At 62.6% G+C, this 25,243-nt stretch carries 22 protein-coding genes; 10 read left to right on the forward strand and 12 right to left on the reverse strand.

From position 1 onward, the window contains the following. Nucleotides 1-111 precede the first annotated feature (111 nt). A complete protein-coding gene (locus tag AC1DIO_RS23430; protein WP_441508546.1) occupies nucleotides 112-300 on the reverse strand; it encodes an SDR family NAD(P)-dependent oxidoreductase in 189 nt (62 codons plus the stop codon). 775 nt (nucleotides 301-1,075) lie between these two features. Between AC1DIO_RS23430 and AC1DIO_RS23435 the strand changes: the two genes are divergently transcribed. The 3 genes from AC1DIO_RS23435 (at nucleotide 1,076) to AC1DIO_RS23445 (ending at nucleotide 5,527) form a co-directional block, all read left to right on the forward strand. Then, the gene (locus AC1DIO_RS23435; RefSeq protein WP_476770669.1) at nucleotides 1,076-2,992 is read left to right on the forward strand and encodes a diguanylate cyclase; all 1,917 of its coding nucleotides are present in this window, start codon (nucleotides 1,076-1,078) and stop codon (nucleotides 2,990-2,992) included. 490 nt (nucleotides 2,993-3,482) lie between these two features. Continuing rightward, complete coding sequence (locus AC1DIO_RS23440; protein WP_476770668.1) at nucleotides 3,483-3,818, forward strand: hypothetical protein; 336 nt, start codon at nucleotides 3,483-3,485, stop codon at nucleotides 3,816-3,818. A gap of 686 nt (nucleotides 3,819-4,504) precedes the next feature. Then, entirely contained in the window at nucleotides 4,505-5,527 is a 1,023-nt protein-coding gene (locus AC1DIO_RS23445) for an IS1595 family transposase (protein ID WP_476854148.1), read from the forward strand. Here the strand turns inward: AC1DIO_RS23445 and AC1DIO_RS23450 are convergent. After that, a complete protein-coding gene (locus AC1DIO_RS23450; RefSeq protein ID WP_476854149.1) occupies nucleotides 5,524-5,970 on the reverse strand; it encodes a hypothetical protein in 447 nt (148 codons plus the stop codon). The genes AC1DIO_RS23445 and AC1DIO_RS23450 overlap by 4 nt on opposite strands. Before the next feature lie 941 nt (nucleotides 5,971-6,911). Between AC1DIO_RS23450 and AC1DIO_RS23455 the strand changes: the two genes are divergently transcribed. Both AC1DIO_RS23455 and AC1DIO_RS23460 read left to right on the forward strand, forming a co-directional pair. Beyond that, complete coding sequence (locus AC1DIO_RS23455) at nucleotides 6,912-7,478, forward strand: DinB/UmuC family translesion DNA polymerase (protein ID WP_476854184.1); 567 nt, start codon at nucleotides 6,912-6,914, stop codon at nucleotides 7,476-7,478. A gap of 34 nt (nucleotides 7,479-7,512) precedes the next feature. Then, nucleotides 7,513-7,764, forward strand: coding sequence for a hypothetical protein (locus AC1DIO_RS23460; RefSeq protein ID WP_441508543.1), 252 nt, complete (start codon nucleotides 7,513-7,515; stop codon nucleotides 7,762-7,764). A gap of 237 nt (nucleotides 7,765-8,001) precedes the next feature. On the opposite strand, the gene AC1DIO_RS23465 is transcribed toward AC1DIO_RS23460, so the two are convergent. The 3 genes from AC1DIO_RS23465 to AC1DIO_RS23475 all read right to left on the reverse strand — a co-directional run bounded on the left by AC1DIO_RS23465 (nucleotide 8,002) and on the right by AC1DIO_RS23475 (nucleotide 10,429). Next, a complete protein-coding gene (locus AC1DIO_RS23465) occupies nucleotides 8,002-8,391 on the reverse strand; it encodes a hypothetical protein (protein ID WP_441492650.1) in 390 nt (129 codons plus the stop codon). Continuing rightward, complete coding sequence (locus tag AC1DIO_RS23470) at nucleotides 8,388-8,738, reverse strand: calcium-binding protein (RefSeq protein WP_476854185.1); 351 nt, start codon at nucleotides 8,736-8,738, stop codon at nucleotides 8,388-8,390. The genes AC1DIO_RS23465 and AC1DIO_RS23470 overlap by 4 nt, the downstream gene beginning before the upstream one ends. 776 nt (nucleotides 8,739-9,514) lie before the next feature. After that, nucleotides 9,515-10,429: a LysR family transcriptional regulator gene (locus AC1DIO_RS23475; protein ID WP_476854150.1), complete on the reverse strand. Its 915-nt coding sequence runs from the start codon at nucleotides 10,427-10,429 to the stop codon at nucleotides 9,515-9,517. A 155-nt stretch (nucleotides 10,430-10,584) separates the two neighbouring features. Here AC1DIO_RS23475 and AC1DIO_RS23480 point away from each other — a divergent pair, with 155 nt between their 5' ends. Further along, entirely contained in the window at nucleotides 10,585-11,796 is a 1,212-nt protein-coding gene (locus AC1DIO_RS23480) for a carboxymuconolactone decarboxylase family protein (RefSeq protein WP_476854151.1), read from the forward strand. A gap of 379 nt (nucleotides 11,797-12,175) precedes the next feature. Here the strand turns inward: AC1DIO_RS23480 and AC1DIO_RS23485 are convergent, their stop codons facing one another. The 7 genes from AC1DIO_RS23485 to AC1DIO_RS23515 form a co-directional block, all read right to left on the reverse strand. Next, complete coding sequence (locus AC1DIO_RS23485) at nucleotides 12,176-13,168, reverse strand: ABC transporter ATP-binding protein (RefSeq protein ID WP_476854152.1); 993 nt, start codon at nucleotides 13,166-13,168, stop codon at nucleotides 12,176-12,178. Then, nucleotides 13,165-14,151, reverse strand: coding sequence for an ABC transporter ATP-binding protein (locus tag AC1DIO_RS23490; RefSeq protein ID WP_441492646.1), 987 nt, complete (start codon nucleotides 14,149-14,151; stop codon nucleotides 13,165-13,167). Before AC1DIO_RS23490 ends, AC1DIO_RS23485 begins: the two co-directional genes overlap by 4 nt. Beyond that, nucleotides 14,148-15,029: an ABC transporter permease gene (locus AC1DIO_RS23495; RefSeq protein WP_476770662.1), complete on the reverse strand. Its 882-nt coding sequence runs from the start codon at nucleotides 15,027-15,029 to the stop codon at nucleotides 14,148-14,150. The genes AC1DIO_RS23490 and AC1DIO_RS23495 overlap by 4 nt, the downstream gene beginning before the upstream one ends. Continuing rightward, nucleotides 15,029-15,964: an ABC transporter permease gene (locus tag AC1DIO_RS23500; protein ID WP_441480561.1), complete on the reverse strand. Its 936-nt coding sequence runs from the start codon at nucleotides 15,962-15,964 to the stop codon at nucleotides 15,029-15,031. The genes AC1DIO_RS23495 and AC1DIO_RS23500 overlap by 1 nt, the downstream gene beginning before the upstream one ends. Before the next feature lie 11 nt (nucleotides 15,965-15,975). Then, nucleotides 15,976-17,574: an ABC transporter substrate-binding protein gene (locus AC1DIO_RS23505; RefSeq protein ID WP_476854153.1), complete on the reverse strand. Its 1,599-nt coding sequence runs from the start codon at nucleotides 17,572-17,574 to the stop codon at nucleotides 15,976-15,978. Nucleotides 17,575-17,607: 33 nt separating this feature from the next. Then, nucleotides 17,608-18,723 (reverse strand): mandelate racemase/muconate lactonizing enzyme family protein, encoded by a 1,116-nt coding sequence (locus tag AC1DIO_RS23510; protein ID WP_476854154.1) that lies wholly within the window; start codon nucleotides 18,721-18,723, stop codon nucleotides 17,608-17,610. Between the two features lie 412 nt (nucleotides 18,724-19,135). Next, nucleotides 19,136-19,840, reverse strand: a complete 705-nt coding sequence (locus AC1DIO_RS23515; RefSeq protein ID WP_441492642.1) for a GntR family transcriptional regulator — start codon at nucleotides 19,838-19,840, stop codon at nucleotides 19,136-19,138. Between the two features lie 343 nt (nucleotides 19,841-20,183). On the opposite strand from AC1DIO_RS23515, the gene AC1DIO_RS23520 reads away from it, so the two are divergent. The 4 genes from AC1DIO_RS23520 (at nucleotide 20,184) to AC1DIO_RS23535 (ending at nucleotide 25,243) form a co-directional block, all read left to right on the forward strand. Next, nucleotides 20,184-21,281 (forward strand): enolase C-terminal domain-like protein, encoded by a 1,098-nt coding sequence (locus AC1DIO_RS23520; protein ID WP_476854155.1) that lies wholly within the window; start codon nucleotides 20,184-20,186, stop codon nucleotides 21,279-21,281. Between the two features lie 7 nt (nucleotides 21,282-21,288). Next, nucleotides 21,289-22,500 (forward strand): enolase C-terminal domain-like protein, encoded by a 1,212-nt coding sequence (locus AC1DIO_RS23525; protein ID WP_476854156.1) that lies wholly within the window; start codon nucleotides 21,289-21,291, stop codon nucleotides 22,498-22,500. A gap of 40 nt (nucleotides 22,501-22,540) precedes the next feature. Then, nucleotides 22,541-24,154 (forward strand): ABC transporter substrate-binding protein, encoded by a 1,614-nt coding sequence (locus AC1DIO_RS23530; protein ID WP_476770178.1) that lies wholly within the window; start codon nucleotides 22,541-22,543, stop codon nucleotides 24,152-24,154. Nucleotides 24,155-24,310: 156 nt separating this feature from the next. After that, on the forward strand, nucleotides 24,311-25,243 hold the full coding sequence (locus tag AC1DIO_RS23535) for an ABC transporter permease (RefSeq protein WP_476854157.1): 933 nt from the start codon (nucleotides 24,311-24,313) through the stop codon (nucleotides 25,241-25,243).

The following is a 25,243-nucleotide window of genomic DNA, read 5'->3' on the forward strand; positions in this document are numbered from 1 at the left end:
ATTCCAGTTCCAGCATAATGCTCCACGGCTGTTCCTCTCATGATGCTTGAGGCCGATCGCTCGGACCTCGTTTTCAACACCATCATTCTGAGGGACAGCCACCCAAAATGGCTATTCGAAGCGCCGGCCCATTACGGCATCTAGGGCAGTCGCCTGTGGATCAGACAAATCCGCACGAATGTCGGATTCATCCCGATCGATCCCGACCACCTCGTACCCGTCTTGCCGGCAGCGATCGGCGATCGCGCGCCCTATTCCGGCTGCTGAACCCGTGATGAGAACGCGTTGCTGGCTCGTCATGATTTGACCGGGGGACTATTGGAGTGATGGAAAGGCCCACAACCCGGAGCCGAAACGCGAGCCCTACTCAATAAGAGGCCGCAGGGCTATTACACTTACTATCAACTTAGGCAATCAAGCGCTTCACTGCCGGCCGCTTTGTGGCGGTTCCAGCTATGTTGGAGCCCCGGCGTGCATTCACGGCCGGGCCGGAGGCGTCGCGAGCGGGCCTCGTCKAACATCTCGTCGCGCTGGGTGACGCGGTCACGAAGGGGCAGCGTGTCGCGCTGCTGCATCCGACTGCAGGAGCACGCGGTGGGTAAGACGTGATCCTCAGTCCGATGCCCGGCTATGCGCTGCGCCAGACGGAGCACGCCTTCGCGACACCCAATCAGTTGATCGGCAAGGTCGGCACGCCGATGCAGAGATAATTCGTGAATTATGGATTGGATGAGGCTCCGCCACGCCTCATGGTCTTAATGACATAATGCGTTCCCGGGGCTTTCAGCCCTCGCCAATCGCGTTGGCTGGCGGCCGAGCGAACGTTCCGTGTCCTCGCCGCTTCGGGCTCGAAGGCGTCAGTGCGACCGGTCCTGAGCGGCGGTAACTCATTGCACGTGTTGGCCTTGCCTTGATCGTTCTGCGGCTGCTGGGGTTGAAACAAGTGCGATGGCGATCGTTGAAAGCGTGAGCTGGGGTTCATTATGTCGATGATGTACACTTAGACTACAGCCGAGCGCGTCGCCGATGCTTCATCGCGAGCGAGCGGGTGCCAACTAAGAGGAGGCCCGTCACAATGAGGGCCGGCGTCGACACGCAAATTGCGAACCGTTCTCGCCTCCCGTTCTGGGCCGGCGTGTTCGTGACAATTGCCTGTCTTGCGATTCTCATCCTTAGCGGCTGGCGAGAATGGTCAGCGCGCGAAGCGGTGCTGGAGAATGCCGAGATAGACATGGCCAATCTCGCCCGCTCGCTTACGCAGCACGCCGAAGATTCGGTGGAGCTCGCCGACGCGACGCTCCTTGGACTTGCCAATCGCCTGGAATCAACTGGCATTGAGTCCGAGGCCCTAGCGGGCCTTCAGAGCTTCCTAAACGATCGTCGAACCACGCTAGGCCGTATCCGCGGCCTCTTTGTTTATGACGAGATCGGCGAGTGGGTCGCGACGACGGAAAGCGTAAACCTCGCCGGGCTGAACAATAGTGACCGCGCCTATTTTCAACATCATCGCGATATCGACGACCGCCAAACTTTCTTAGGCCCCCCTGTGCAAAGCCGATCGGGCGGTCAATGGATCATCACGATATCGCGCCGCTTCAATCACAGGGATGGCAGGTTTGCCGGCGTGGTTGCTGCGACAATCGACGTCGCCTATTTCGCAGAATTTTATAGGAGATTTGATATTGGGCCACGCGGCACCGTCACGTTGCTCAACAAGGACGGAATTCTGCTTGCCCGAAGCGTCGGTGACGGCAGTTTTGTAGGCAGGGATCTGTCGACGACCCGTCTTATTCGCGAACAGATCCCTCGCGCTTCATCGGGAACATACTACTTCCGCTCACCCTTGGACGGATTGCAGCGGTTGAGCTTCTACAAAGTGAGTGATCGCTTCCCGTTCGTCTTGCTCGCGACACAAGCGGAGCACGACGTGCTTGCGCGCTGGCGCCAGGGTGTGATCACACGTGTAGCCTTCGTCGTTGGGCTCGCCCTGTTCATTGCTCTTGTCGGTATCCATCTCGTCCGGCAGCTCGTCGCACGTCAGCGTCTTGCCGCTGCAATCGCGGCAAAGGAGGCTGACTTTCGGCTCCTGGCTGAAGAGTCCAGCGACCTGGTGACCCGTATCGATTTCGACGAACGCATTCTTTATGCGTCTCCAGCCTCAGCGCGCGTTTTGGGTTGGGCCCCCGCGCAACTTGTCGGAACCTCGGCTTTGGCGGGCGTCAATCACGAGGACCGACCACGAGTCGAGCAAACGATTGAAGCGCTGAAGCGAGGTGAGATGGACGAAGCGCGAATGCTCTATCGCATTCGCCATCGCGAGAAGTCCGAGATCTGGGTCGAGACGACAATGCGCCCAACCAGGAATTCGGACACTGGTCTTATCAATGGTTTCGTTGCTCTCTCCCGCGATATGACGCAACACAAAGACCTTGAGGCGAAGCTCGCCGTTCTGGCCGCCTCCGACGGGCTCACAGGCCTTGGCAACCGTCGCTGCTTCGACGAACGTCTAGAGCAGGAATGGGCGAGAGCGCGCAGGGAAGGCACTCCTATTTCCCTGCTGATGATCGATATCGACCACTTCAAGATGTTCAACGACCAGTTCGGACATCAAGCGGGAGATAGCTGCCTGCGGACGATCGCTAGCGTACTGGCTAACCAGGCTCTGAGGTCGGCCGATCTTGCCGCCCGTTATGGCGGAGAAGAGTTCGCTCTTCTTCTCCCGAATACGGATTCCGACGGGTGCGAGCAGGTCGGGACCAGGGTTCTAGAGGCGCTCCACGAAATCCAGATTGAAGACGGTAGTGTCGCCGCATGGCGCACAACGGCAAGTATTGGCGGCGCTACGATCTGGCCCAATGCCGCGACCACGACCAACCATGCTTCATTGGTGGAAGCAGCCGATCGAGCACTATACGCGGCTAAGAATGGCGGTCGCGATCGCCTGATGATGGCAGGAAAAGTGATCCGCTGGCCCGGGGCCAAAACTGCATAACGCATTTTGAAGCGGCATTAGGTAGCAAAGACCACCAAAGGCTCACTAAGCAACTGAATTGTAGGGGTTTCTAGCCTCTCGGCATTGCCAAAAATGGTACGCGTGGAAGGCGTCGTTCGACAACCTGCCAGCACTGTCCTCATCGGTTCCCAGACGCGCCGGGACCTTACCCATCAGCAGACGTTCCGAAGGTCGAGGGTGGGTCGAAAGCGGAAGTCGCTAAGCTGCCCGAAAGCGGGCCTCCTGGCCAAGGCGCTATCGCCTCATCGAGCGTCTGCTTCCGGACCGAGATCGAAGGGTAGATGCGGAGCGGGCGCGCGGTTGCGAGGCGGCCGAAGTCTGCTCGGGTAACGGGGCGGTGAAATCGGGCCGGGCCCAACACCCCGGACCAATGTAGGCGGCGAGCAAAATATTGGCCGAAAGCAACAAGAGGCAGCACGGTCAATCGCGTATCGATCCGGCGAAGCCCGCTCTGCCACGAGGAACTGTGATGAATTACCCCACGAAGATTGCCCCGTTCGCGATCTGCTTGGCTCTGGCCGCTACTGCGGCACAGGCGCAGGCCGCGCCCAAAGCCGAGAGCGTTGCTGGCGATTACCTGAAGATGAGCAGCCTCGATACTGTCGAAGCTGATTGGGCTCGCCGCCGGTCGCGCCGGCACGCCTCCCGGGGGCACCGGGAATACCGGGTGTATCACCGCACCGCGACCGTCTCCCGGCCACACCGCCGACTGCGCTCGCTGGCTGTCCCGGTGCTGATGCTCGGCGGCAGCGGCGGCTCGTCCGAGATCTGCTGGATTCAGAACGGCGTGGTGCTGTGCCCATGAACCCGCACCGGATCGCCTTGGGCAAGGCCAACAGGGCAAGTTCGCGCCCTGTTGGAGTAGCGTCGCGACATCTCGCGTGTCGAGATTGCCGAGCGCCTGAGCCTCAGCGCGATGGCCGTGACCCGGCACGTTGCCGCGGACGTCACCAAGATCGACGCAAGGCTCTTTGCCAAGTGCTTCAAGGCTCAAGGTTTAACTGAGAGCGGCAGGTCTCCACGGATAACTCATGATCGGGGGCGCTCCGACAGCCGGATAGGTCAATTCCCGCTACTCGACTGCCGACGTTATCGAACTGCCCGGAAGCAGAATTTCATAATGCCAGCTCAGAGTCGATTTTGCTCCTTCGATCTCGGTCCGGAAGCTGACGTTCGTTCGGACAATAGTGCGAGAGCCTGCGCCGACTATCGGTCGCGTCGCCGTTAACCAACGCCGTGCATCCCGATCGACTCCACGCCATTCCCCTGGCATGAGCTCGGATCATGCATCGGCTCATATGACAGCGCTGACTTGAACCGCGACGCCCACCTGGATCGTCGACGGTTCCCGCTGCCCGATCATGACAATCCCCATACCGGACCGGACTCCGAGCATGACCATGCCGTTCATCACCATGGGTTTCAGCTTCCGTGCCTTCGCCGGGGGCTGGGAAATACCGCTCTCCCTCGTCTCGAGGGGAGCGCTGAGCCATGGAGAGGCCCGGCCAGCACTTCTTGCTTTCGCCCAAGGTCCGCGACCTGACGATCACCGAACTCTCCCGCATCCAGGAGAGGACGGCCTACAAGTGGTTCCGGCAGGCCCGTTGGCCTGAGACGGACGGCGAGGCCTACTGCCCGCATTGCGGGAACCTGCGCTGCTACGAGATGATCCGGAGCCGCTTCAAGTGCTCCGCCAAGGAATGCGGCTCCGTCTTCACGGTGACGTCCGGGACAGCGTTCGCCTGGCGCAAGCTGCCGTTCAAGAAGATGCTCTTCGCGATCTGGTTCGTCGCCAACTCCGTCAAGGGAAAGGCCGCCCTCCAGCTCTCCAGAGAGCTCGGCGTCCAATACAAGACGGCCTGGGTGCTCCTGATGAAGCTCCGGGAGACCGTGGCGTCGCGCCGCGAGGAGATGGTGCTCGACGGCGAGGTCKAGATTGACGGCAAGTACGCCGGCGGCCACGTGCGGCCCAAGAACAAGGCCGAGGATCGCGTCGATCGGCGCCTGAAGAAGAACCGCAGCCCGGACCGCCTCTGCATCCTGGCGATCCGGCAGCGGGGCATGTCCGGCCGGACCTTCACCCGAGTGATCCGAGAAGAGGACGGCGATGCCGCTTGGGCTGCGGTTCGCGACCACGTCTCCCGGAACGCGAAGGTCTTCGCCGACGAGCACGGGAGCTACAACGATGTCGTCGGCCTGAACCGCATGGGTCGGGTGAACCACTCCGAGGCGTATTCCTCCGAAGATGGCACGAACACCAACGTCGTCGAGAGCTTCTTCAGTCGGATCCAGCGGGCCTATGTCGGCATCCACCATCGCTTCTCGACGCGATATCTCGACTGGTACGCGGCCGACATCGCCTGGCGCGAAGACACGAGGCGGATGAGCAATGGCGGGCTGACGCGTTCCCTGCTGGGGCAGGCGCTGAGGCGACCGACGTCGCGGTACCTGTGCGGCTATTGGCAGGGCAACAAACCGCCCGAGCTGATCTGGGATGGAAGCGCCGCAGCCTAAGCTGCGATCTCCCATAGGTGCTTTCGGCTGTCGATGGTGCCCGCTTGGCGTACGCGGCCGCGCTTGGTCAGGGCGATCAAAGTGGCGGAGACCTGCGTCAGGAAACGCGGCATAGACGGATCGTCCGCATCGGCACCGTTGCGCTCTACGATCCGGAAGGTGCAGTCCGCCGTCGAAAGCGGGTGCTCCGCCTCGCGGAGCACCTCGAGGATGGCCTCGTTCTTGTTGATCCGTGCGAATTCGGGAGGGAGCTGTTTGGGTGCCCTTGGCCGCTGCGGCTTCGTTGCCGCTGATCCCTGCGGGGCATAGGCCGGATCGTAGATCGCGATCACCTGGTCGATCGCCGAGACCTGTCCATCGATCGCCTGAATCTTGGCTTTCAATTCCTCGACCTCGTCAAGCAGCTCGGCGCGCTTCCGCTTCAGTTCCTCGTCAACTCTCACCTGCTCCTGCTCCGTCAATGGGAGCCGGAAGCTACCAAACCGACTGGATCAGGTCTGGTGGTTTTTGCTACCTAATGCCGTTTTGAAGCACCGGTTGTCGGACGCCAGCGATTAAGCGCGCTCCGCCGAGCCCATGCCTATGGCCAGCCGTGCCGCTCCGTCTTGGCCGATACCGTTCGGTGAGACTACTGCGACCTATACTAAGGAGGGGGCGCGATCCGAGACGTTTGCCGCTATTCCAAGATGTGAACAGCGAGCAGCATTATGTTCTCCGCTTTTAGCGGATCCGAAATGGTGGGATTGCTCCTCGGAGCGGCTCCATCACAGGTTTTCGTCGTCGGCTTTCTTTGGCGATTCTCACTGCGCATTCCATCGCGCAGACCCGCGGAGGCACAACGCAGGGGAGCCTGGCATGCGTCAAGAACGACCAGACCGCAGGCGAAACCGGGCCCCAGCCTACCCAAGTCGCCGCTCCGTAATGTTGAGTTCGGAGGCGGACTATATTCGCGCCTGTGCCCGAGCTTGCGACCTCCATGCTGCTGCTCGTCATCCGATGGCTGAGGTCGAACTCGAGAATTTGGCTCTCGCCATTCTGACATGGGAAGCCAGAGGTGGCGGGCCAAACGGAACCTGAGCAGCGGCCCGCCCGACCACGCCTAGCCGACAAACGCCAGCGCCACTTCGTGAAGCGAGGGGCGGTCACGGATCCTGTCCGAACTCAGCCGCGTTGGCTGCGCGGCCGCATCCTCTATCTCGCCGTACCCCCCACAGCCAATATTCGGCATGGGTAGGCAAGACCACCCGAGGCCACCTAAGCAACTGAATTGAACAGGCTTTTTGATGCCTCCGAAAAATTCGGTGACGGGCGGAAGGCATCGTTCGGCAACTCCCAGCACTGCCATCTGAACAAGCCCAACGGCCAGGCCATCATCACGCCACGCATGGGACCGCCATTCGTCGAGGCGCTCGCGGTCAAGAAATTGCACGGGGTCGGACCGGCCACCGCAGCCAAGATGGAGCGGCTCGACATTTTGACAGGCGCCGACCTCAGGGCGAAGCCACTCGCCTTCCTGCAGGAGCATTTCKGGAAGTCCGGCGCCTGGTATTACAGGATCTCGCGCGGGATCGATGAGCGCCCGGTCCAGCCCGACCGGCAGCGGAAATCGGTCGGCGCCGAGGATACCTTCGCGGTCGATATCTTCGACCTCGAGGCGGCGCACTCCGAGGTCACACCGTTGGTCGCAAAGGTCTGGCGCCATTGCGTAGCGAAGGGGCTGCACGGGCGAACCGTGACCTTGAAGGTGAAGTACGCCGGTTTTCAGCAGATCACGCGCAGCCGCACAGTCGGCCTGCCGCCGGGATCAGCATCGGAGGTGGAGAGCATCGCGTGCGGCCTCCTCGATCCACTATTCCCGACCCAAAAAGGCATCCGGTTGATAGGCGTCACGTTGTCGTCCTTTGAAGGCGAACAGCACGAGGACCCGGACCAGCTCAGTCTCATGATCTAGACGGCATGTCGTCCCTCTGAACCGGATCAGTCACATGGCCTTCAAGACAGTCGAGAGTATTTTGCAGCCTGACCCGCGCTTTGCCGATCTCTGTGTTGTCCAGAACGGTGTAACCCGCCGGATGACCCTCGCGGACCATCATGACGTATTGGCTGCCTTCGGCCTCAAATGGACCGCACCGGCTGATGTGGTGGCGGGTTTCGATCGCGCGCGAAACACCATCATCTACGCCTTTTTCGACTATGACGCGAAGCGCAGGCGTTTGGTGCGTTCGAGCTGGCGCTAAAGCATCAGCTCGATGGCCGCGGCGACGCTTCTCATGGTAAGCTGCGCAATCTCGTCGACAGGGCGAGGAAGGCTGCCATCCTACCAGCGCCCATTTCTGGCTCGGTAGTGATGTCCGACCCAATCGAGGCTCTCATCCGGTGTCTGGGGCAAAGTTCGGCGGAGGGTGGCCCAAGTCCGGAACAGGATGGACCGCTTGGGCTCCTGTTCCGGGTGAAATCGTTAGCCTCCGAGCCCGTTAGATAAACAGCGGATCGGTCGAGAACGGCGCGGGCGCCGGGTCGAACAGGAAATCATCTTGGTCGAGGAAAACCTCCTGCCCGGCATTCACGAAGACCGAGATATTCCCGCGCACCGAGGTGATCGTCGTTTCGAATTCCTCGTTGACGATCGACAGGTCGGAGAATTGCAGGCCGCTGCCGCGCAGGTCGAACAGGTCCGAACCATCCTGGAAGCCGGACACCGTGTCGCCGAAGAAGCTGCCTTCCTCGCTCCAGCGCCCGGTTCCGCTGTAGACGAACAGATCCTGCGCATTGTCCAGCTCGAAACCGAACTCGTCGCGTCCGGCCTCCATCTGGTCGTCGGCCGCACCGCTGATCAGCCAATCCGAGCCGCCTTCCCCGTTCATGGATGTGCCGACCGCGCCGGCATGCAGCTCGTCGTTGCCGGCCTCGCCCGCAGCGTGTTGTCGAAGTTGTTGAAGGAGGTGTCGCTGCCGAACATGACATCGTCGCCCTCGCCGCCAAACGCCGTGCCGCCGCCGTCGCTCGTCGCCAGCGTCAGTCGGTCATTGCCCGCGTCGCCAAACAGATTGTCGAAGCCGCCCGGACCGCCATCGAGGATATCGTCGCCGGCGCCGCCATGGACCTCGTCATCGCCAGCAAGCGCAGTGACTTGGTCATTGCCGCCGGCCGCGAAGATCCGGTCGTCGCCCGGCGTGCCGGTGATGACATCATCGCCATTCGTGCCCGCGATGACGAAATCGGTGCTGTATGCTCCTACCCTACCGTGGCAGGCTCAGATCACATCATTCCCGTGACAATGCCGAGCGCACGCCTTTCGTCAGAGCGTCGAGCCCTTGCGCGACTTTTCCTGCTGGACAAGTTCCTGAAGGAGTTGGTGAGCAAGCGTCTCATGTGCCACCCGCGGGTTCGTTTCGGCGGATTTGCTGCCGTAGGTTGTTGTGACGATCAGCATCTTTCGGTCAACTTTGAAGTTCCCCGAGTAGGTTCTTCCGTCGATCTTGATGTGGATCGCATGGCCTGACATGGAAACCTGATATGCCTCGTGAATGAGAACTCGCCCACGCCTCCCCAAGAGCATACTTCCACAAGGGACAGGAGACCACACTCAACGAAGTGTGCCAAGATATCGGGCAGGTAGCCGTTGCGGCCGAGCCATTCGATAAGGCGATCGAGCGGAGCGCTCTCGTCGCTCTTGCCGACCGCTATGCCAGGCACGTTTTCAATGAAGATCAACTCGGGGCCGAACCGCTCGAGTGGGAATCGGCGGGGCTGGCGGGCTACGCTCCACGATGATGGGCACCATGTCTACGCTAGCCCTCCAAATTGCCGCAGAGTGATTGGCCCGGTTCAGCTCGGCTTCGCGCTCAGGAATCGAATTTAACGTGCGACGCCTTTGGCCGTCTGCCGCGAAAATGTCMGACGCCATCGAACTACCTAGTAGTATGGGCCGACGATGAAGCGCCGAGTGAGCGGGACCGTTCAGGGGGTCGCCCGTAGATTAGTGACTTATGCCTGTTGACCGACTTCCCGGAGAATGCGCCGCAGCCACTGATGGCCCGGATCAGCATCGTGCCTTGAGTGCCATGTCTGCACCACCCGGAACTGGGGAATGTCGATCGGCGGCGGGAAGAGCCTGAGGGGTAGGCGGCCGGCAAGCGGCGTAAAGAGGCGGCGTGGTTCCGTCGCCACGAGATCGGAGGCGTCCACCAGCATTGGGGCCATCAGGAAGTGTCMGACGGTTACGGCCACATTTCGCTTGAGCCCTCTTTCCGCCAGCACGGCGTCGACATAGCCGCTCGGATTGCCCCTCATCGAGACCTGAATGTGGCGAAGGGCCAAATATCGGTCGAGATCGAGCGGTTCGCCGAGATTGGGGTGGTCGCCGCGGCCGGCGCAGATGAAGTCTTCTTCGTAGAGCAGTTCCTCCCGCATGTGTGTCGGCGGCTCCGGAAAGTTGCCCGCGATCAGTTCGACCGTTCCATCCTCCAGCATCGGCAGGCCGACGCTCCGGCTCGTATTGCGGGCGACGAGAGACAGGCCCGGCGCCTCTTGGTCGAGGCGTGCGGTCAGGCGAGGCAGAAGCACGAAGGCGGCATAGTCCGAGAGACCGAGGACGAACTGCCGTGTGCTCGCGGTCGGGTCGAAAGCACGCCCGCCACGCAGTACGCCTTGCACCTGCTCGAGGATAGATCGCACGTTCGGCGCGATGTCTTGGGCCAGCGAAGTCGGCACCATGCCACGCGGCGAGCGGACGAAGAGTGGATCGCCGAACAAAGCACGCAGCCGGTTGAGCGCGTGGCTCACGGCCGGCTGGGTCAGCCCGATCCGTTCGGCTGCGCGCGTGGCATGACCTTCTGCAAACACGGCATCGAACACCACCAGCAGATTCAGATCGATATTGGCAAGATGAACCGCATTCATGACGATGATATTATTAATGAATTGGATTTATCGCAATCGTTCAGCGATGAATCTCTGATAGGGGCACGGGGCGGCGGCTCTATCGCGCCGCATGGCCGAAGTCATGCCCCCCGAAACCCTCTTCATGAAGCGGCTTGATGGGAGCCCAGCAGACCATGGCTCAAGACGCAAACGGCGAGCGTTTCGAACGCGGCATGAAGGTTCTCCAGCGGATCGGCGGCGAGGGTTTTGACTTGCCGATCAAACGCCTTGCAGAGGCGTCGCCGGACTTGGCGCGTTTTACGGTCGAATATTCTTATGGCGATATTCTCTCCCGCCCGGGACTGAGTTTGCCGCTACGGCAGATTTGCACCGTCTCTTGTTTGATGGCGCTGGGCAGCGTCAAACCGCAGCTCAAGTTTCATATGACAGGCTTCCTCAACGCCGGCGGGAGACCGCAGGATTTGGTCGAGTTGCTGTTCGTATCCGTGGGGGTTCTCGGCTTCCCCTCCGCCGTCGTTTCGATCGCCCTGGCGCGCGAGATCTTCCAGGAGCGAGGCATCACCTTCGAGGCCCCGCCACCGGCAAGCGACGACGGAACGCAGCGATACCGGCGCGGACTGGAAGCCCTCCTAGCGGTCAACGGCGAAGGCCATCTGCGGCCTCTTGAAGCGATCTCGCCGGACCTTGCACGCTGGACGATTGAATTCGCCTTCGGCGAGTCGCTGGCGCGCGAGGGGTTGGAACCGAAGGCCAAGCACCTCGCCATCATTTCGATGCTGGCGGCGACCGGCAACCGCGACGACGCTCTCGATTTCCATCTCAAAGTCGCCCTCAAGCAGGGCCTGTCGCCTGCAGAGATTGCCGAGGCGCTAATGCAGCTTAGCGTCTATGCCGGATTTCCCGCCGCACTCAACGCCTTCGGTCTCGCCCAACGGGCCTTCTCGGCAGACCGCGGCGCTACAGCGATCACGGCGCCATCCGCGGCGGCACAACTGTCCGAGAGCCGGGAGTTGCGTCGGAAGCGCGGGCTCGCGACACTTGCACAGACCTCCGGAGCATCCGGTGAAACGGTCATCCGCAGCTTCGACGACATTGCACCGGATATCGGTCGGATGATCGTCGAGCACTCGTACGGCGACGTTTTCTCACGACCAGGCATCGATCCTATAATCCGCGAGCTGACGGCCTGCGCGGCCTTGGCGGCGGTCGCGACCACGACTACGGAAGCCCCGCTGCGTGTCCACATCAACGCGGCACTCAATGCCGGCGCGAGCCGAAAGGAGGTGCTCGAAACCCTCCTCAACCTCGTGCCCTACAGCGGCTATCCCGTCGTGCAACAGGCGGTGCGGATTGCCGGCGAGGAATTCGCCAAGCGCCCCGAATGAAGTGCTTGGTTGCCGCCGCATACGGCAACTTGCTCAGGGATCGTGCTGACTATCGGCCAGGCCGCCCGGCCATCGCCCGGATCGCACCTCGCCACAATTGTCGGCGCCATCTCGTCGCACGCCGCTCAGCCGGAAGCAGATCACCTTCCACCGTCGATTAGCCGGCCAGCGCCGGCCGCAAATGCGACGAGAACCTTCCGCAGCTGACTGACTCGGAGCGATGGCGCCCGCCCACGAGCTCGAGCCGGAAATCGTCCGGCTGACGGAGAAATGCCCTCCGTAATAAGGGACGGCGAGGCTTCAGGATTGTCTTGGGAGAGCGGCATGGATTGTCGCTCCGAAGTCGCCGTGGAAACGCGATCGAGCAGCCGTGCGCTGTTCAGGCCGGTATGGGATTCGGACTCGCAAAGTGGCAAGCTGCGCTTTGCCCGGGCATCACTTCGCGCAATGCTGGGCGTTCTGCCTTGCAAATGTCCTGCACCAGCGGGCAGCGGGTGTGAAAACTGCACCCCGTAGGAACGCGTGTCGGGCTGGGGACGTCGCCCTCGAGAATGATGCGCCTGGCCTTGAAATCCGGGTCCGGCTCAGGGGCCGCCGACAGGAGGGCCTGGGTGTAGGGGTGTTGCGGGGCCGAATAGATCTGCTCCTTGTGCCCGATCTCAACGACGCGTCCTAGATACATCACCATGACCCGGTCAGCGATGTGCCGGACCACGGCAAGGTCATGGGCAATGAAGAGATATGTGAAGCGCTTCTGCTCCTGCAGGTCCTGCAGAAGATTGACGATCTGTGCCTGCACGGAGACGTCCAAGGCGGAGACCGGCTCATCCGCCACGACGAAACTCGGATCAACCGAAATGGCCCGGGCAATGCCGATCCGCTGACGTTGGCCGCCCGAGAACTGGCGCGGCTTCCGGTCCATGAAGCTGGGCGATAGTCCGACCTGGTTCAGAAGTTCCGCGACCCGCTCCCGTTTCTCCCGTCGGTTGCGAACAAGGCCGAAAGCCTCGAGCGGTTCGGCGACGATGTCGGCAATGCTCCTGCGCGGGCTCAGGGACCCGTAGGGATCCTGAAACACCATTTGTGCTCTTTGGCGCATCTGCCGCATCTCGCTTCGCGAGAGCGTGTTGATGTCCGTTCCCTCGAAGAAGACGCTGCCTTCCGTCGCATCGATCAAGCGCAGCAGCAGCCGTCCCATGGTGGACTTGCCGCAGCCGGACTCCCCGACGACCGCGACGGTCTCGCCGCGATTGATCGAAAAGKACACGCCGTCCACGGCACGGACGCTGCTGCCCTTCGATCTGCGGAAAAGGCCGCCGGCCTCGCCAAAGGTCTTGCTGAGATTCTCGGTCCGGATAAGCGGCTCGATCATTGGACGGCCTCCGCCTTTGCTGTGACCCAGCAGGCCGCTGTATGGCTCTCGCCGAAGCGGAACATCGGCGGCATTTCCCTGGCGCATTCGTCAACCCGCAGCGAACATCGGGAATAGAACGGGCAGCCCTGCTTGACGGTGCCGGGCAATGGCACCGAGCCGGGAATCTGGAACAGGCGTCGGCGCTGATCCCTGAGGTGGGGGATCGATTCCAGCAGACCGCGCGTATAGGGATGACTTGGCCTGCGGAAAATCGATCGCACGTCACCGTCTTCCACGACACGACCGGCATACATGACGATCACCCGTTCGCAGACATCGGCAATGACGCCCAGATCGTGCGAGATCAGGAGGATTGCCGTGTTCGTCGCGGACCGAACACGCTTCATCAGTTCGAGCACCTGGGCCTGGATCGTGACGTCGAGCGCGGTTGTCGGCTCGTCGGCGATCAACAGCTTGGGGCTACATGCGAGCGCCATCGCGATCATCACGCGTTGGCGCATCCCGCCCGAGAACTGGTGAGGATAGGCGTCGACCCGGCCCGCGGCATCGGGAATCCCCACAAGGTTCAGCACCTCGATCACCCGGCGCCGCCGCGCTTCGCGATCGAGCGCGGAATGGAGCATGATGGCTTCGCCGATTTGATCGCCAATGGTCATCAGGGGGTTGAGCGAACTCATCGGCTCCTGAAAGATCATCGCGATTTCGCGCCCGCGGATATCGGGCATTTTCGCTCGGGGCAGATCGAGAAGATTGACCCCGTTCAGCTCGACCCGGCCCTGCACAATCCGGCCCGGCGGCTCGGGGATCAGCCGCAGGATCGACAGCGACGTGATCGACTTCCCCGACCCGGACTCGCCGACGATGCCAACGGCGCCGCCGGCCTCGATCTCGAAACTCACGCCATTGACGGCACGGATGGGATTGGTCTTGGGACCGAACTCGACCGCCAGATTCTCTACTTTCAGAAGAGGTGGCGTCATTGAGCGGTCTCCGGATCGAGCACGTCGCGGGCCGCATCGCCGATCAGGTTGAAGGCCAGGACGACCATCGTGATGGCGAAGCCCGCTCCGATGATCGGCCAGGGGGAGCCAAAGATGTTCCCCAAGCCGTCGCGGATGATGTTGCCCCAGCTCGGATTGGGCGGCTGGGTGCCGATCCCGAGGAAGCTGAGGGAGGCCTCGAGCCGAATGGCCGATGCGACCCACAGCGTCATCAGCACCACGATGGGCGCCGAGATATTCGGGAGCACATGCCGGACGATGATCATGGGCGTGGTGACCCCCGCGGCGATGGCCGCTTCAACATAGGGTTCCTGCTTGACCGCGAGCGTCGAGGCCCGCGCCACGCGGGCAAAGCCCGGCACGAACGCGATGGTTATCACCGCCACGACGTTCCAGAAGCCGCCGCCGAGCACGGCTGCGATCATGATAGCGAGCAGCAGCTCCGGGAATGCCAGCAGGAGGTCGATGATCCGGGTCACCAGACGATCGATCATCCCGCCGAAATACCCGGCGGCGACGCCAAGTGCGGTACCAACGAGCGCAGCCAGCGTCGGAGAGATCAGACCGAAGATCAGCGAATTGCGTGATCCGAAGATCAGGCGCGACAGCACGTCTCGTCCGAACTGATCCGTGCCGAGCCAGTGTTCCGCCGACGGGTATGAGTTGATCGCGAGATAGCTCTGCGCCAGCGGGTCATAAGGTGCAATCGCGGGCGCCAGAACGGCGATGGCAAGGAAGACCGCGATGATGATCGTCGCCAGGATCGTGGAGGGCTGGCCCAGGATGATGCTGCGCAGCAATCCGAAGCGTGGCTCTTCCGGCGCGAGAACATGGGTCTGTTCCGTGGCAAGCGTCATCACTTCACCCGAATTCTGGGATCGACCACGATGTAGGCGAGGTCGACCAGCAGGTTGATCAGAACAACAAAGAAGGCGAACACCACGACGCCCGCCTGGATGACTGGATAGTCCCGCTTGGCGATTGCGCTGATCAGGACTTCCCCGATGCCTGGCCGGTTGAAGACCAGCTCGATCGCGACCGACCCAGACAGCGTCGCCAGAAGACTGAGCCCCAGCCCGGTCGTGATCGGCAGCAAGGCGTTGCGCAGCCCGTGCCGATAGATGACGCGGTTCTCTCGTGCGCCTTTCGCCCGTGCCGTGCGGATATAGTCCTTGCCAAGGACCTCGAGCAGTGAGGTCCGTGTCAACCGGCCGAGGAAGGCCGTCTTGACCATGGCGAGTGTCACCGCCGGCAGAAACACGTGGTACATGCGGTCGAAAAATCCGGTGCCCCCGCCATTGATCGGGAACCAGCCGAGGGTCAGGGCAAACACGATCAGCAGGAGCGCCCCGAGATAGAAGTCGGGGATCGCGTAGCCGATGAGGGAGAACACGCGAACGCCGGCGTCGGGGAGCTTGTTGCGGTTGACGGCCGCGACCACCCCGAGCGGAATCCCGACGAGCAGCCCCATCCCCGTCGCGACAAGCGTCAGCTCGATCGTGTAGGGCAGATTATCGGCCAGCAGCCGGAGGACCGGCGTTCGATCGATCAGGGACTGCCCGAAATCGAGCGTCAGCATGTCCCAGATGAAGGTGAGGTACTGCTGCCAGAGGGGCGCATTCAGCCCCATTTGCTCGCGAAACAGCGCAAGCTGTTCCGCGGTCGCATAGTCGCCGAGGGCGACGAGTGCCGGGTCCCCAGGGAGCAGGCGCAGCGCGATGAACACGAGCGTCAGCACCAGCAGGACCGTCGGCACGGCATCGAGCAGTCTCGCTCCGATGACACGCAGCATGGTCTGCCCCTTTAGACGCGCGTGGCCTTGTTCAAACGCCAATAGGCGTAGCCAGACTTGACCGGGAATCCGATGTTCACACGCGGATTGCGCGCTATGACATAGGAGAGCGTGACAATCCCAAGGAGCGGCAGATCACGCAGAACCTGCTTCTCGATGTCCTGGATGAGCGCGATACGCTTGTTGAAATCGGGCTCGTCCTGAGCCTTTTCGATGAGTGCGTCGATGCCGGGAATGGCGACGCCGTAGTGGCTGTAGTTTTCCGCTCCGGTGCCATCGGCCTTGACGTCCGCTTCGGCCGACAGCAGCTGCAGGAAGGGCTGCGTCGGCACCGGCGGGTAGCTGGACGAGTACAGGGCGATCGAATTCCGGTCCTTGCGGTTCTCGGAATGCATGGTCGCATGGTCGATGATCTTGAGATCGAGGTTGATGCCGACGGCGCGCAGCTGCTCCTGGAGCATCAGCATGATCGCCGCATAATCCTCACGCTGGCTGGTGAAGCAGGGAATGGTCACGCCGTTCGGGTGCCCCGCCTCTGCCAGCAGCGCCTTGGCTTTCTTGGGATCGTAGTTGTATTGCAGCTCGGGCGGCAAATCCGCTTTCTTGACCGCTCCGGCGAATTGCGGAGCGATGACCCCGACCATCGGGACCGCAAGACCGGCAAATGCCGTTGCGATCTGGTCGCTGTTGATGGCGTAGCGGATCGCCTGCCGCACGCGGATATCGTTCAGCGGCGGCCGCGTCAGGTTCAGGTGGAGCAGGTTGAAGCTGCCGGGCGCCGTGGCGTCGAAGATCGTGCTGGCCGAGCGCTGGCGCATCGATGGGAGCCAGCCGGGAKAGCGGACGCCTTCGATCATGTCGACCTGGCCTGAGGCGAAGGCGAGGGTTCGCGCCGTCGTGTCGGCAATGAAGCGGACATGGATCGTCTTGGTAACCGCCGGTCCAGCGAAGTGATCTGGGAAGGCAGCCAGTTGGATCCCGTCGCTGGGGCTGAGGCTTTCCACCTGGTATGGGCCCGTCCCGACCGGACTCATGGCGAAGTCCTTGCCCTTCTCCTCGAAGGCCTTCCGGCAGAGGATCGAGGCCGCGAGGGTGGTCACGACGCTGCCGTTGAACAGCGGATCGGGCCGTTTGAGGGTAAACTGGACGGTGTGGGGATCGAGCGCCTTGACCGCCTCGACATTGGAGTAGAGCGGCTTCTGGTTGGTCACGATCTTCGGATCAAGATGCCGGGCGAAGGTGAAGACGACATCGTCAGCCGTCATTTCACCGTAGCCCTTGTGGAACTTCACCCCTCGGCGCAGCTTGTATGTCCACGTCTTGGCATCCTCCGAGCTTTCCCAGCTCTCGGCGAGACTGGGGCGGAAGTCCTCGGGCCGGATTGCAAACGTCCCTTCGTCTGATTTCACGAGGGTATCGAACACCTGGTGAATCGCCCAGTTGTCGCCCCCGGTCATCCCGGGCTGCTGCGGATTGATGCTCGTGGGCGAACGCGCCGCCAGGGCGATCGAGATCGCCTCGTCCTTTGCATGAGCGATGGGAGCCCCCAGCGCCGCAGCCGCTGCAATCGTCGAGGCGTGACCGAGAAACGTTCTTCTGGTTAGTTTCATTATTTTTTCCTCCCTTTTTGTCTTGTTCTGACGTCAGGCGCTGATGGAAATGCTCCGCTTTTTCATCTCGGCCTCGTCGAATTCCATTCCGAGCCCCGGGGCCGTCGGCAATTCGAAGCGGCCATCGATGGGCTCGGACGGGTTCTTCTTGAAGAGCGATCCGGCCCGCTCCCAGTTATCCGCCAATTCGACCGGTTTGCTGAGATGCATGATGGTCGACAGCACATGAATATTGGCGAGGTGGCCGACGGAAGGCTGGGTCTGGTGCGGGACGAGCTCGACGCCGTGAGCATAGGCGACGGCGGCGCATTGCATCAGCCCGGTGATGCCTCCCATCTTGACGATGTCAGGCTGCACCATGCGCACGCCGGCATTGATCAGTTCCTTGAGCCCCTGAAGCGTATAGGTCTGCTCGCCGGCGGAAACGGTGATGTCGAGGCGCTGGGCGACCTCGCCCATGGCAGCGACATGGTAGTGCTGCACGGGCTCTTCGAACCACGTGTAGCCAAGGTCTTCGAGCGCCCGGCCGACCCGCATCGCGCCGCCGACCGAATAGCCGTTATTAGCGTCGAACCCGAGCACGAACTGATCGCCCAGCGCCTTGCGGACAGCCTTGGCCTTGGCAATGTCGCCGGGAATATCGACGTCCTGCCTGGTCCGGTCGCCGTCCCAGCGGATCTTCACCGCCGCGGGCCGCTCCTTCTCCACCCGCCGCATGACGACTTCGACAACCTGATCAACCGTGCGCCAGGCATTGCCCCCAACGGAGGCATAGCAGGGTAGAGCCGTGCGCCAGGCCCCGCCGAGTAGCTTGTAGACAGGCTGGCCGAGCAGCTTTCCTTTGAGATCCCAGAGCGCGATGTCGAGCGCTGCGAGCGCGGCCGTTGTGGCCCCTTCCGGCCCAAGTTTGATGCACTTGTGGAACAAAGTGTCCAGCAGGACGGCATGATCGAGAGCATCCTTCCCGATCAGGGCCGGCGCCATGTCGTTGGCGATGATGACTAGCGAAGCCAGGCCGCCTTGCATGGGCGAGGCTTCACCCAGGCCGTATTGACCATCCTCAGTCTCGATCCGGACGAACGCGCTTCGCGCCCCCTTTGCAGACGCACCCCAATCAACCTGGAACGTCTCTACCTTGGCAATCTTCATTATGCCCCCCCTTGGTACGTTAGACCCACCTGATTATCGCAGGGCGCTCATCAGCTCACTGCGACCTATTTAGTCTCACTGAATACGAGGATGGCGTCGCGCGAACCCACTCAGCTTGGTAGCGTCGAACGGAGCCGATAGATCCACCCTAGGCCGTCGATCGGTGCCGCCCATGACGCTTTCCAGTTTGCCCGCGCCCCGCAACCCGTTGGAGAGGTCGCGTGTTCAGACATTAAAATCGGCCCGTTCTCGGTGTCGTTGGCCAGGCGGGTCGCCTCCTACTTGGCTGGGAACGTAGAGATCGGCGCAGTGCGACCGAAGAACCGTCGTTTCAAATGGCTGCATCCACCGGAACCCCACTCAGCACGGTCGGTTGATAGTAAAAGCCACCGCTCGCACCTGTCAGAACTGTTCAACTCTCGAGATGATCCGGGTCGTTGCCCGGCAGCCGCGGGATCAACTCGTCGATCGAGCGTTGAATATGCGCACGCATCAGCCGACGCACGGCAGTCGCATCGTTGCGCGCGCAGGCCTCGATGATCGCCTCGTGCTCGGGCACCATTGCGGCAAGGCGGTGGTCGGGGAAGCCGAAGCGGCGTCGCGTCGCTCCAACGAATGCATTGTGCTGATCGAGCAGAACCAGCGCGGATCGGTTCGGGCGGATCGACAGGATGCTGGTGTGGAAAGCGCCGTTGGTCGAAGAGATCGCCGCCGAATTGCCCTGGCCGATCGCGGCGGCATAATCCTTATGGATAGCCCAGAGTGCGTTGATGTCGCTAACGGTTGCAACCGCCGCGCTGTAGCCGGCCAGAGGCGGTTCAAGAGCAAGGCGGATCTCGAATAATTCGCGGATGAAGGCCCGTTCGATCGAACGAACCCGCGCGCCCCGGTTCGGTAGAATCTCGATCCAGCCCTCGCCTTCGAGCTGCCCAAGCGCCTCGCGGATCGGCGCGGGGCTCGTCCCGTAGCGCTGCACCAGCGCCGCCATTTTCAAATGTTCAGACGGCGCAAAGGTCCCGGCAACGATGTCGGCGCGGATGGCCTCGCGCAGCCGCTGATACGTCGTCGCCTGCATGAAGGGCACGATTCGGCTGGCGGGGGCCGGTGCGTCCGTCATCTCGGCGCTCTCATCGTCGATTCCACCGCCCGCCCGATCGCCGCCCGTTCGTGAAACGCAATGCGGGTTGATGCAACCCGTGCGACGCAATCAGCCTCATTCGGACGTCTTGACATTCGCCGCCTTCTGCGAAGTTATAGATATTATATAATCCGACGAAGCCGAAGATGTCCAGCCAGCCTGGGCCTCGCGACCCGGACCCTGGGTCACAACCGGCCGTGCCAAGGGATTGGAAGCGAGCACCATGGACGTGCGGCTACTGGACAAGACGCAAGACGGAGCCGAACCAGGTCCTCGCGCGAGCGAAATCGTCCGTGTCGAAATTTGGATATTCAGTTATCCGATGGTCGGAGTCGGACCCGGCGGCATCGACGTGACCGGCGCGAAGTCCGCGCGCACTCGCCTCGCAGTGCGAATGGAAACGCGGGACGGCGCGCGGGGCGCCTATGTCGGCGGCCAGGCGAACTCGCTGGCCCAGGCCGCGGCCTGCGCCCGCGCTGTGCTCGGCCTCGACGTCTTCGCCCGCGAACGGGCCTATGAGCGTGTCCGCCGCCAGCTCCGCAAGGAAGACCGCATGGGCGCTGGCGTGATCGACATCGCGATGTGGGATCTGGCCGGCCATCGACTGGGCCTGTCGGTCAGCCAAATGCTCGGCGGCGGCAAGACCCGCCTCCCCGCCTACGCCTCGACCTGGTTCGGCGGCGAGGGTGGCGGCCTCACGACCCCCGAAGCCTTCGCCGACTTCKCCGAGGAATGTTACGAGCTCGGCTACCGCGGATTCAAAATGCATGGCTGGACCGACGGCAGCCCGACGCGCGATGCCGCGGCCGTGCGTCTGCTTGGCCAGCGCATCGGCGACAGGATGGCGCTGATGCATGACGCTGCCTGCCATCTGCGCAGCTTTGCCGACGCGCTCGAAGTCGGCCGGGCCTGCGATGACGCCAATTTCTTCTGGTACGAGGATCCCTATAGCGACGGTGGTCTTGCCGCCCACGCCCACCGGCGGCTGCGCGAGATGCTGAAGACGCCTCTCCTGCTCGGAGAGCATGTGCGGGGGTTGGAATCCATGGCGACGCTGACAATCGCCGACGGCACCGATTTCGTGCGCGCCGACCCCGATTTCGACATCGGTATCACCGGAACGATGAAGATCGCGCATTTTGCCGAGGCGCTCGGCCTCGATGTCGAGTTGCATGCGCCAGGACCCGCCCACCGGCACTGCATGGCGGCGATCCGCAACACCAATTTCTACGAACTGTCGATGGTCGGGCCGTCCCGAGGCAATTTCAATGCGCCGGTCTACACCTGCGGCTATTCCGACGATCTCGACAGCGTCGGTGCTGATGGATGCTTTCCGGTGCCCGGAGGGCCCGGTCTGGGGGTGAGCTACGACTGGGACTACATCACCCGCAATGCCAAATCGCATGTCGTGATCGAGTGAGGGCGCCATGCTGAGCGTAGAAGACACGGCAAGCGCCGCCCGCGACGTCCTCGGCTCGGCGGCCACGCGGATCCGCCGGATCGACGTCATTCTGTTCGCGCAGGACATGGAGAACGTCGCCTTCGATGTCAGCCCGAGCGGCATCGACATGCCAGGCGTGCGAACGACACGCAAACGCATCGCGGTCCGCATCGAAACCCAGGACGGCGCGCGCGGCGAATATGTCGGCGGGCGTACGGACACCGCCCCGCAGACCCATTTCATCGCCAAATGGATCATCGGGCGGGACTGCTATGCCCGTGAGACGATCTACGAAGACATTCGCCGCTGGTTGCGGAAGGAAGACCGGATCGGCGGCTGCCAGATCGACAACGCCCTCTGGGACCTCGCCGGCAAGCGCACCGGCCATTCGGTCAGCGATCTGCTCGGCGGCCATCGCGGCAAGCGCCTGCCGGCTTACGCATCGACCTGGTTTGGTGGCGATGGCGGTGGTCTGGCCACGCCCGAGGCCTTCGCCGAATTCGCCGAGGAATGCCACGGCCTGGGGTATCGCGCCTTCAAGATGCACGGCTGGACCGATGGCGGTTGGCGGCGTGATGCCGCCGCGATCCGGCTTCTCGGTCGGCGTGTCGGCGGGCGCATGAAGCTGATGCACGATTCAGCCTGTCACCTGAAGACCTTCGCCGACGCCCTCGCCTGTGGCCGTGCCTGCGATGAGGCCGGCTTCTTCTGGTACGAGGATCCCTATAGTGACGGCGGGCTTGCTGCCCACGCCCATCGTCGCCTGCGCGAACTGATCAAGACGCCGATCCTGCTTGGCGAGCACGTGCGTGGGCTGGAAGCCATGGCGACACTCACTCTCGCCGACGGCACCGACTTCGTGCGGGCCGATCCCGATCTCGATATCGGCATCACCGGCACGATGAAGATCGCCCATTTCGCCGAGGCGCTGGGCCTCGATGTCGAGCTCCACGGCAATGGTCCGGCACATCGCCACGCCATGGCCGCCATCCGAAACACGAACTTCTATGAATTGGCCATGGTCGGGCCGTCGCGCGGCCAGGCTGTCGGCACGTTCTATACCGACGGATATTCCGACAAGCTCGACGCGGTCGCCTCAGACGGCTGCTTCGTCGTGCCCGACGGTCCAGGCCTCGGCGTCACCTATGACTGGGATTTCATCGGGAAGCACAAGGTCAGCCACAGCGTCTTCGAATGAGCGCGGCCGAAAGAGCCCGCCATTCCCACAGGAGGAAATCATGACACGCATCACACGACGCTCAGTCGTCGCGAGCGCCCTGAGCATGGCCGGCCTCAGTGCCGTGTCGCACAACGGCGCAGCCTTCGCGCAGGGCGCGACCGACACGCTGACGCTGCGGCTCCAGGCCCGCGACCTCGGTTCGATCGATCCAGCCCTGACCAAGACGGGCGACGACGAGACGATCGTGCTCCAGGTCTTCAACTCGCTGGTCAATACCAAGCGCGGCACCATGGACATCGAGCTGGCGGCGCTTCAGCCGGAGCTCGCGGAACGATGGGAGGTGTCGCCCGACAAGAAGGTCTGGACCTTCTATCTCAAGCCCGGCGTGAAATGGCACCAGGGCTATGGCGAGGTCTCTGCCGATGACGTGAAGTTCTCCTATGAACGCCAACTCGACCCCAAGCTCGGCGGCGTGCACGGCGCCAGCTTCAAGGACATTGACACAATCGAGGTCGTCGATCCGCTGACGGTCCGTTTCGTCCTCAAGGCACCGAACGCGTTCTTTCACGCCTCGGCCCTGACGCCCGGTTTCGGCCGCTACATCGTGCCGCGCAAAGCCGTCGAAAAGCTTGGAGCCGAATTCGGCCGCGCGCCGATCGGCAGCGGGCCGTTCGAATTCGCCGAGTACCGGCCGCAGGAATCGATCGTCCTCAAGTCGAACAAGGATTATTTCCGCGGCGCACCGCCGACCGCGACCCTGCGCTTCCGCTACATCCCGGCCGACAATGCCGCGACAATCGCTTTCATCGGCAAGGAGATCGACCAGACCAGCGGCCCGCGCGAACCGCGTTGGGTTGATCAGATCCAGAAGGCCCGGAGCGATGCCCAGATCAGCATCATGCAGCCCGGGAGCCTGCAATTCCTCCACTTCAACATGAAGATCAAGCCGCTCGACGACGTGCGCGTGCGCCAGGCCATCGCCTATGCAGTCGATCGCAAGGTCTGGAAATCTGTGTTCGGCGTGGTCCACGGCCCGCTGCCCACGATCGTCCCGGAAGAGTTCTACGGCGCCCTGAAGACAGCCGATATCCCCGCCGAGCTTCGCTACGATTACGATCCGATCAAGGCCAAGGCCCTGCTGGCGGAGGCCGGCCACCCCAACGGCTTCAGCATCGAGGCCTTGTCGAGCGAGCGCTCCGACTACAAGCAGAACATGCTGATGGTGCAGGACATGCTGCGCAAGGTCGGCATCGACGTGAAGCTCAAGATCATGGACCATGCGAGCTATCACGCCGCCATCCGAAAGGACGAAGGCACGATCGACATGCTGTCGACGGCGATCGCGCCGACGGCGCCCGCCGTGATCAACGAGTTCCTGCATTCGGCCGCGGCGGTCGGCAAGCCGGCATCGTTGCGCAATTTCTCGCATTACGGCGAGATCGGCGGCAGCGTCGACAAGCTCGTCGACGAGGCCGTCGGGTCGACCGATGTCGACCGGCAGCTGGCGCTGCTCAAGGAGGCCCAACTCCAGATCCTGCGCGACATGCCGGTGCTGCCGCTGCAGACCCAACCCCTGGTCAGCGCGATCCAGGGCCATGTCGACCTCGGCTACAAGCCGCTCAGCGGCTTTGGCCAATACGAATACGCCACGGCGCGGCGCGTAGCCCGCTAGGGCATCGGCCTGAAACCTGGAGAGCGGTTTTCGGGACAGCCGATGCAAACACAAGAGGTTGGATCACTGGGCGGATACGACATTCGGTCAGATGATCGAGCGCCAGGCGCCGGTGGCTTCATGCCGCCGGCCATGCCCTGAAAGGTTTGCGAGACGATGGCGCGGTTCGTTCTCAAGCKACTGGCCGATGCAATTCTGACCGCCTTCCTGGTCTTCTCCTTCGTCTTCTTCGCCATGCGGCTCCTGCCGGGCGATCCCGTCATCGCCATGCTCGGCGACCGCGCCAATGCCCAGACGATCGAGAATGTCCGCAGGACACTCGGGCTCGACCAGCCGCTCCTCGTCCAATATGGCCGCTTCCTCTGGGGGCTCCTGCATCTCGATCTCGGCCGCTCGCTCGTCAACGGGGTCGACGTCACCGCGACGATGCTGCGGCACCTGCCCTATACGATCATGCTGACGCTCGCCTCGACCGTGGTCGGCATCCTGATCGGCGTGCCCGTGGGCGTCGCCTCGGCGATGCGCCCGAGTGGCGGCGTCGATCATTCGAGCCGGCTCGTCTCGCTGTTCGGCTCGGCCCTTCCGGATTTCTATCTCGGCCTCATCCTGCTCATCGTGTTCGGGCTGAAGCTCGGCTGGTTTCCGCTGCTCGGCGGTGGCGACACGCCCTTCGACCTGCGCTACCTCGTCCTTCCCGCGATGACGCTCGGACTGCTGAAGGGCTGCGGCCTGATGCGCCTCACCCGCACGGCCGTCCTCGACGTCTCGGGCCGCGACTATGTCCGCACGGCTCGCGCGCTCGGCACGCCGGAGCGGGTCGTGGTCTGGAAGCACATCGTGCGCAACGCGCTGATCCCGATCACGACGCAGCTCTCACTCATGATCGTCGCCACGCTCGGCGGCACCATTGCGATCGAACTCGTCTTCAACCGGCCGGGCGTCGGGCAACTGCTCGTCGGCGCGGTGACCGCCCGCGACTACAGCCTGATCCAGGGAGGCCTCGTGCTTCTCTCGGTCCTCGTCGTGCTGGTGAACCTTGCAACCGACCTGCTCTACGTGGTCATCGACCCCCGCGTGAAGGGAGCCTGA

This window comes from Allobosea sp. 05T439, assembly GCF_056396005.1.

What these genes read in the sequence shown, in the direction of transcription:
- AC1DIO_RS23430 (WP_441508546.1), bottom strand. Translation starts at nt 300, where the DNA reads ATGACGAGCCAGCAACGCGTTCTCATCACGGGTTCAGCAGCCGGAATA.
- AC1DIO_RS23435 (WP_476770669.1), top strand. Translation starts at nt 1,076, where the DNA reads ATGAGGGCCGGCGTCGACACGCAAATTGCGAACCGTTCTCGCCTCCCG.
- AC1DIO_RS23440 (WP_476770668.1), top strand. Translation starts at nt 3,483, where the DNA reads ATGAATTACCCCACGAAGATTGCCCCGTTCGCGATCTGCTTGGCTCTG.
- AC1DIO_RS23460 (WP_441508543.1), top strand. Translation starts at nt 7,513, where the DNA reads ATGGCCTTCAAGACAGTCGAGAGTATTTTGCAGCCTGACCCGCGCTTT.
- AC1DIO_RS23465 (WP_441492650.1), bottom strand. Translation starts at nt 8,391, where the DNA reads ATGAACGGGGAAGGCGGCTCGGATTGGCTGATCAGCGGTGCGGCCGAC.
- AC1DIO_RS23480 (WP_476854151.1), top strand. Translation starts at nt 10,585, where the DNA reads ATGGCTCAAGACGCAAACGGCGAGCGTTTCGAACGCGGCATGAAGGTT.
- AC1DIO_RS23490 (WP_441492646.1), bottom strand. Translation starts at nt 14,151, where the DNA reads ATGACGCCACCTCTTCTGAAAGTAGAGAATCTGGCGGTCGAGTTCGGT.
- AC1DIO_RS23495 (WP_476770662.1), bottom strand. Translation starts at nt 15,029, where the DNA reads ATGACGCTTGCCACGGAACAGACCCATGTTCTCGCGCCGGAAGAGCCA.
- AC1DIO_RS23500 (WP_441480561.1), bottom strand. Translation starts at nt 15,964, where the DNA reads ATGCTGCGTGTCATCGGAGCGAGACTGCTCGATGCCGTGCCGACGGTC.
- AC1DIO_RS23510 (WP_476854154.1), bottom strand. Translation starts at nt 18,723, where the DNA reads ATGAAGATTGCCAAGGTAGAGACGTTCCAGGTTGATTGGGGTGCGTCT.
- AC1DIO_RS23515 (WP_441492642.1), bottom strand. Translation starts at nt 19,840, where the DNA reads ATGACGGACGCACCGGCCCCCGCCAGCCGAATCGTGCCCTTCATGCAG.
- AC1DIO_RS23525 (WP_476854156.1), top strand. Translation starts at nt 21,289, where the DNA reads ATGCTGAGCGTAGAAGACACGGCAAGCGCCGCCCGCGACGTCCTCGGC.
- AC1DIO_RS23530 (WP_476770178.1), top strand. Translation starts at nt 22,541, where the DNA reads ATGACACGCATCACACGACGCTCAGTCGTCGCGAGCGCCCTGAGCATG.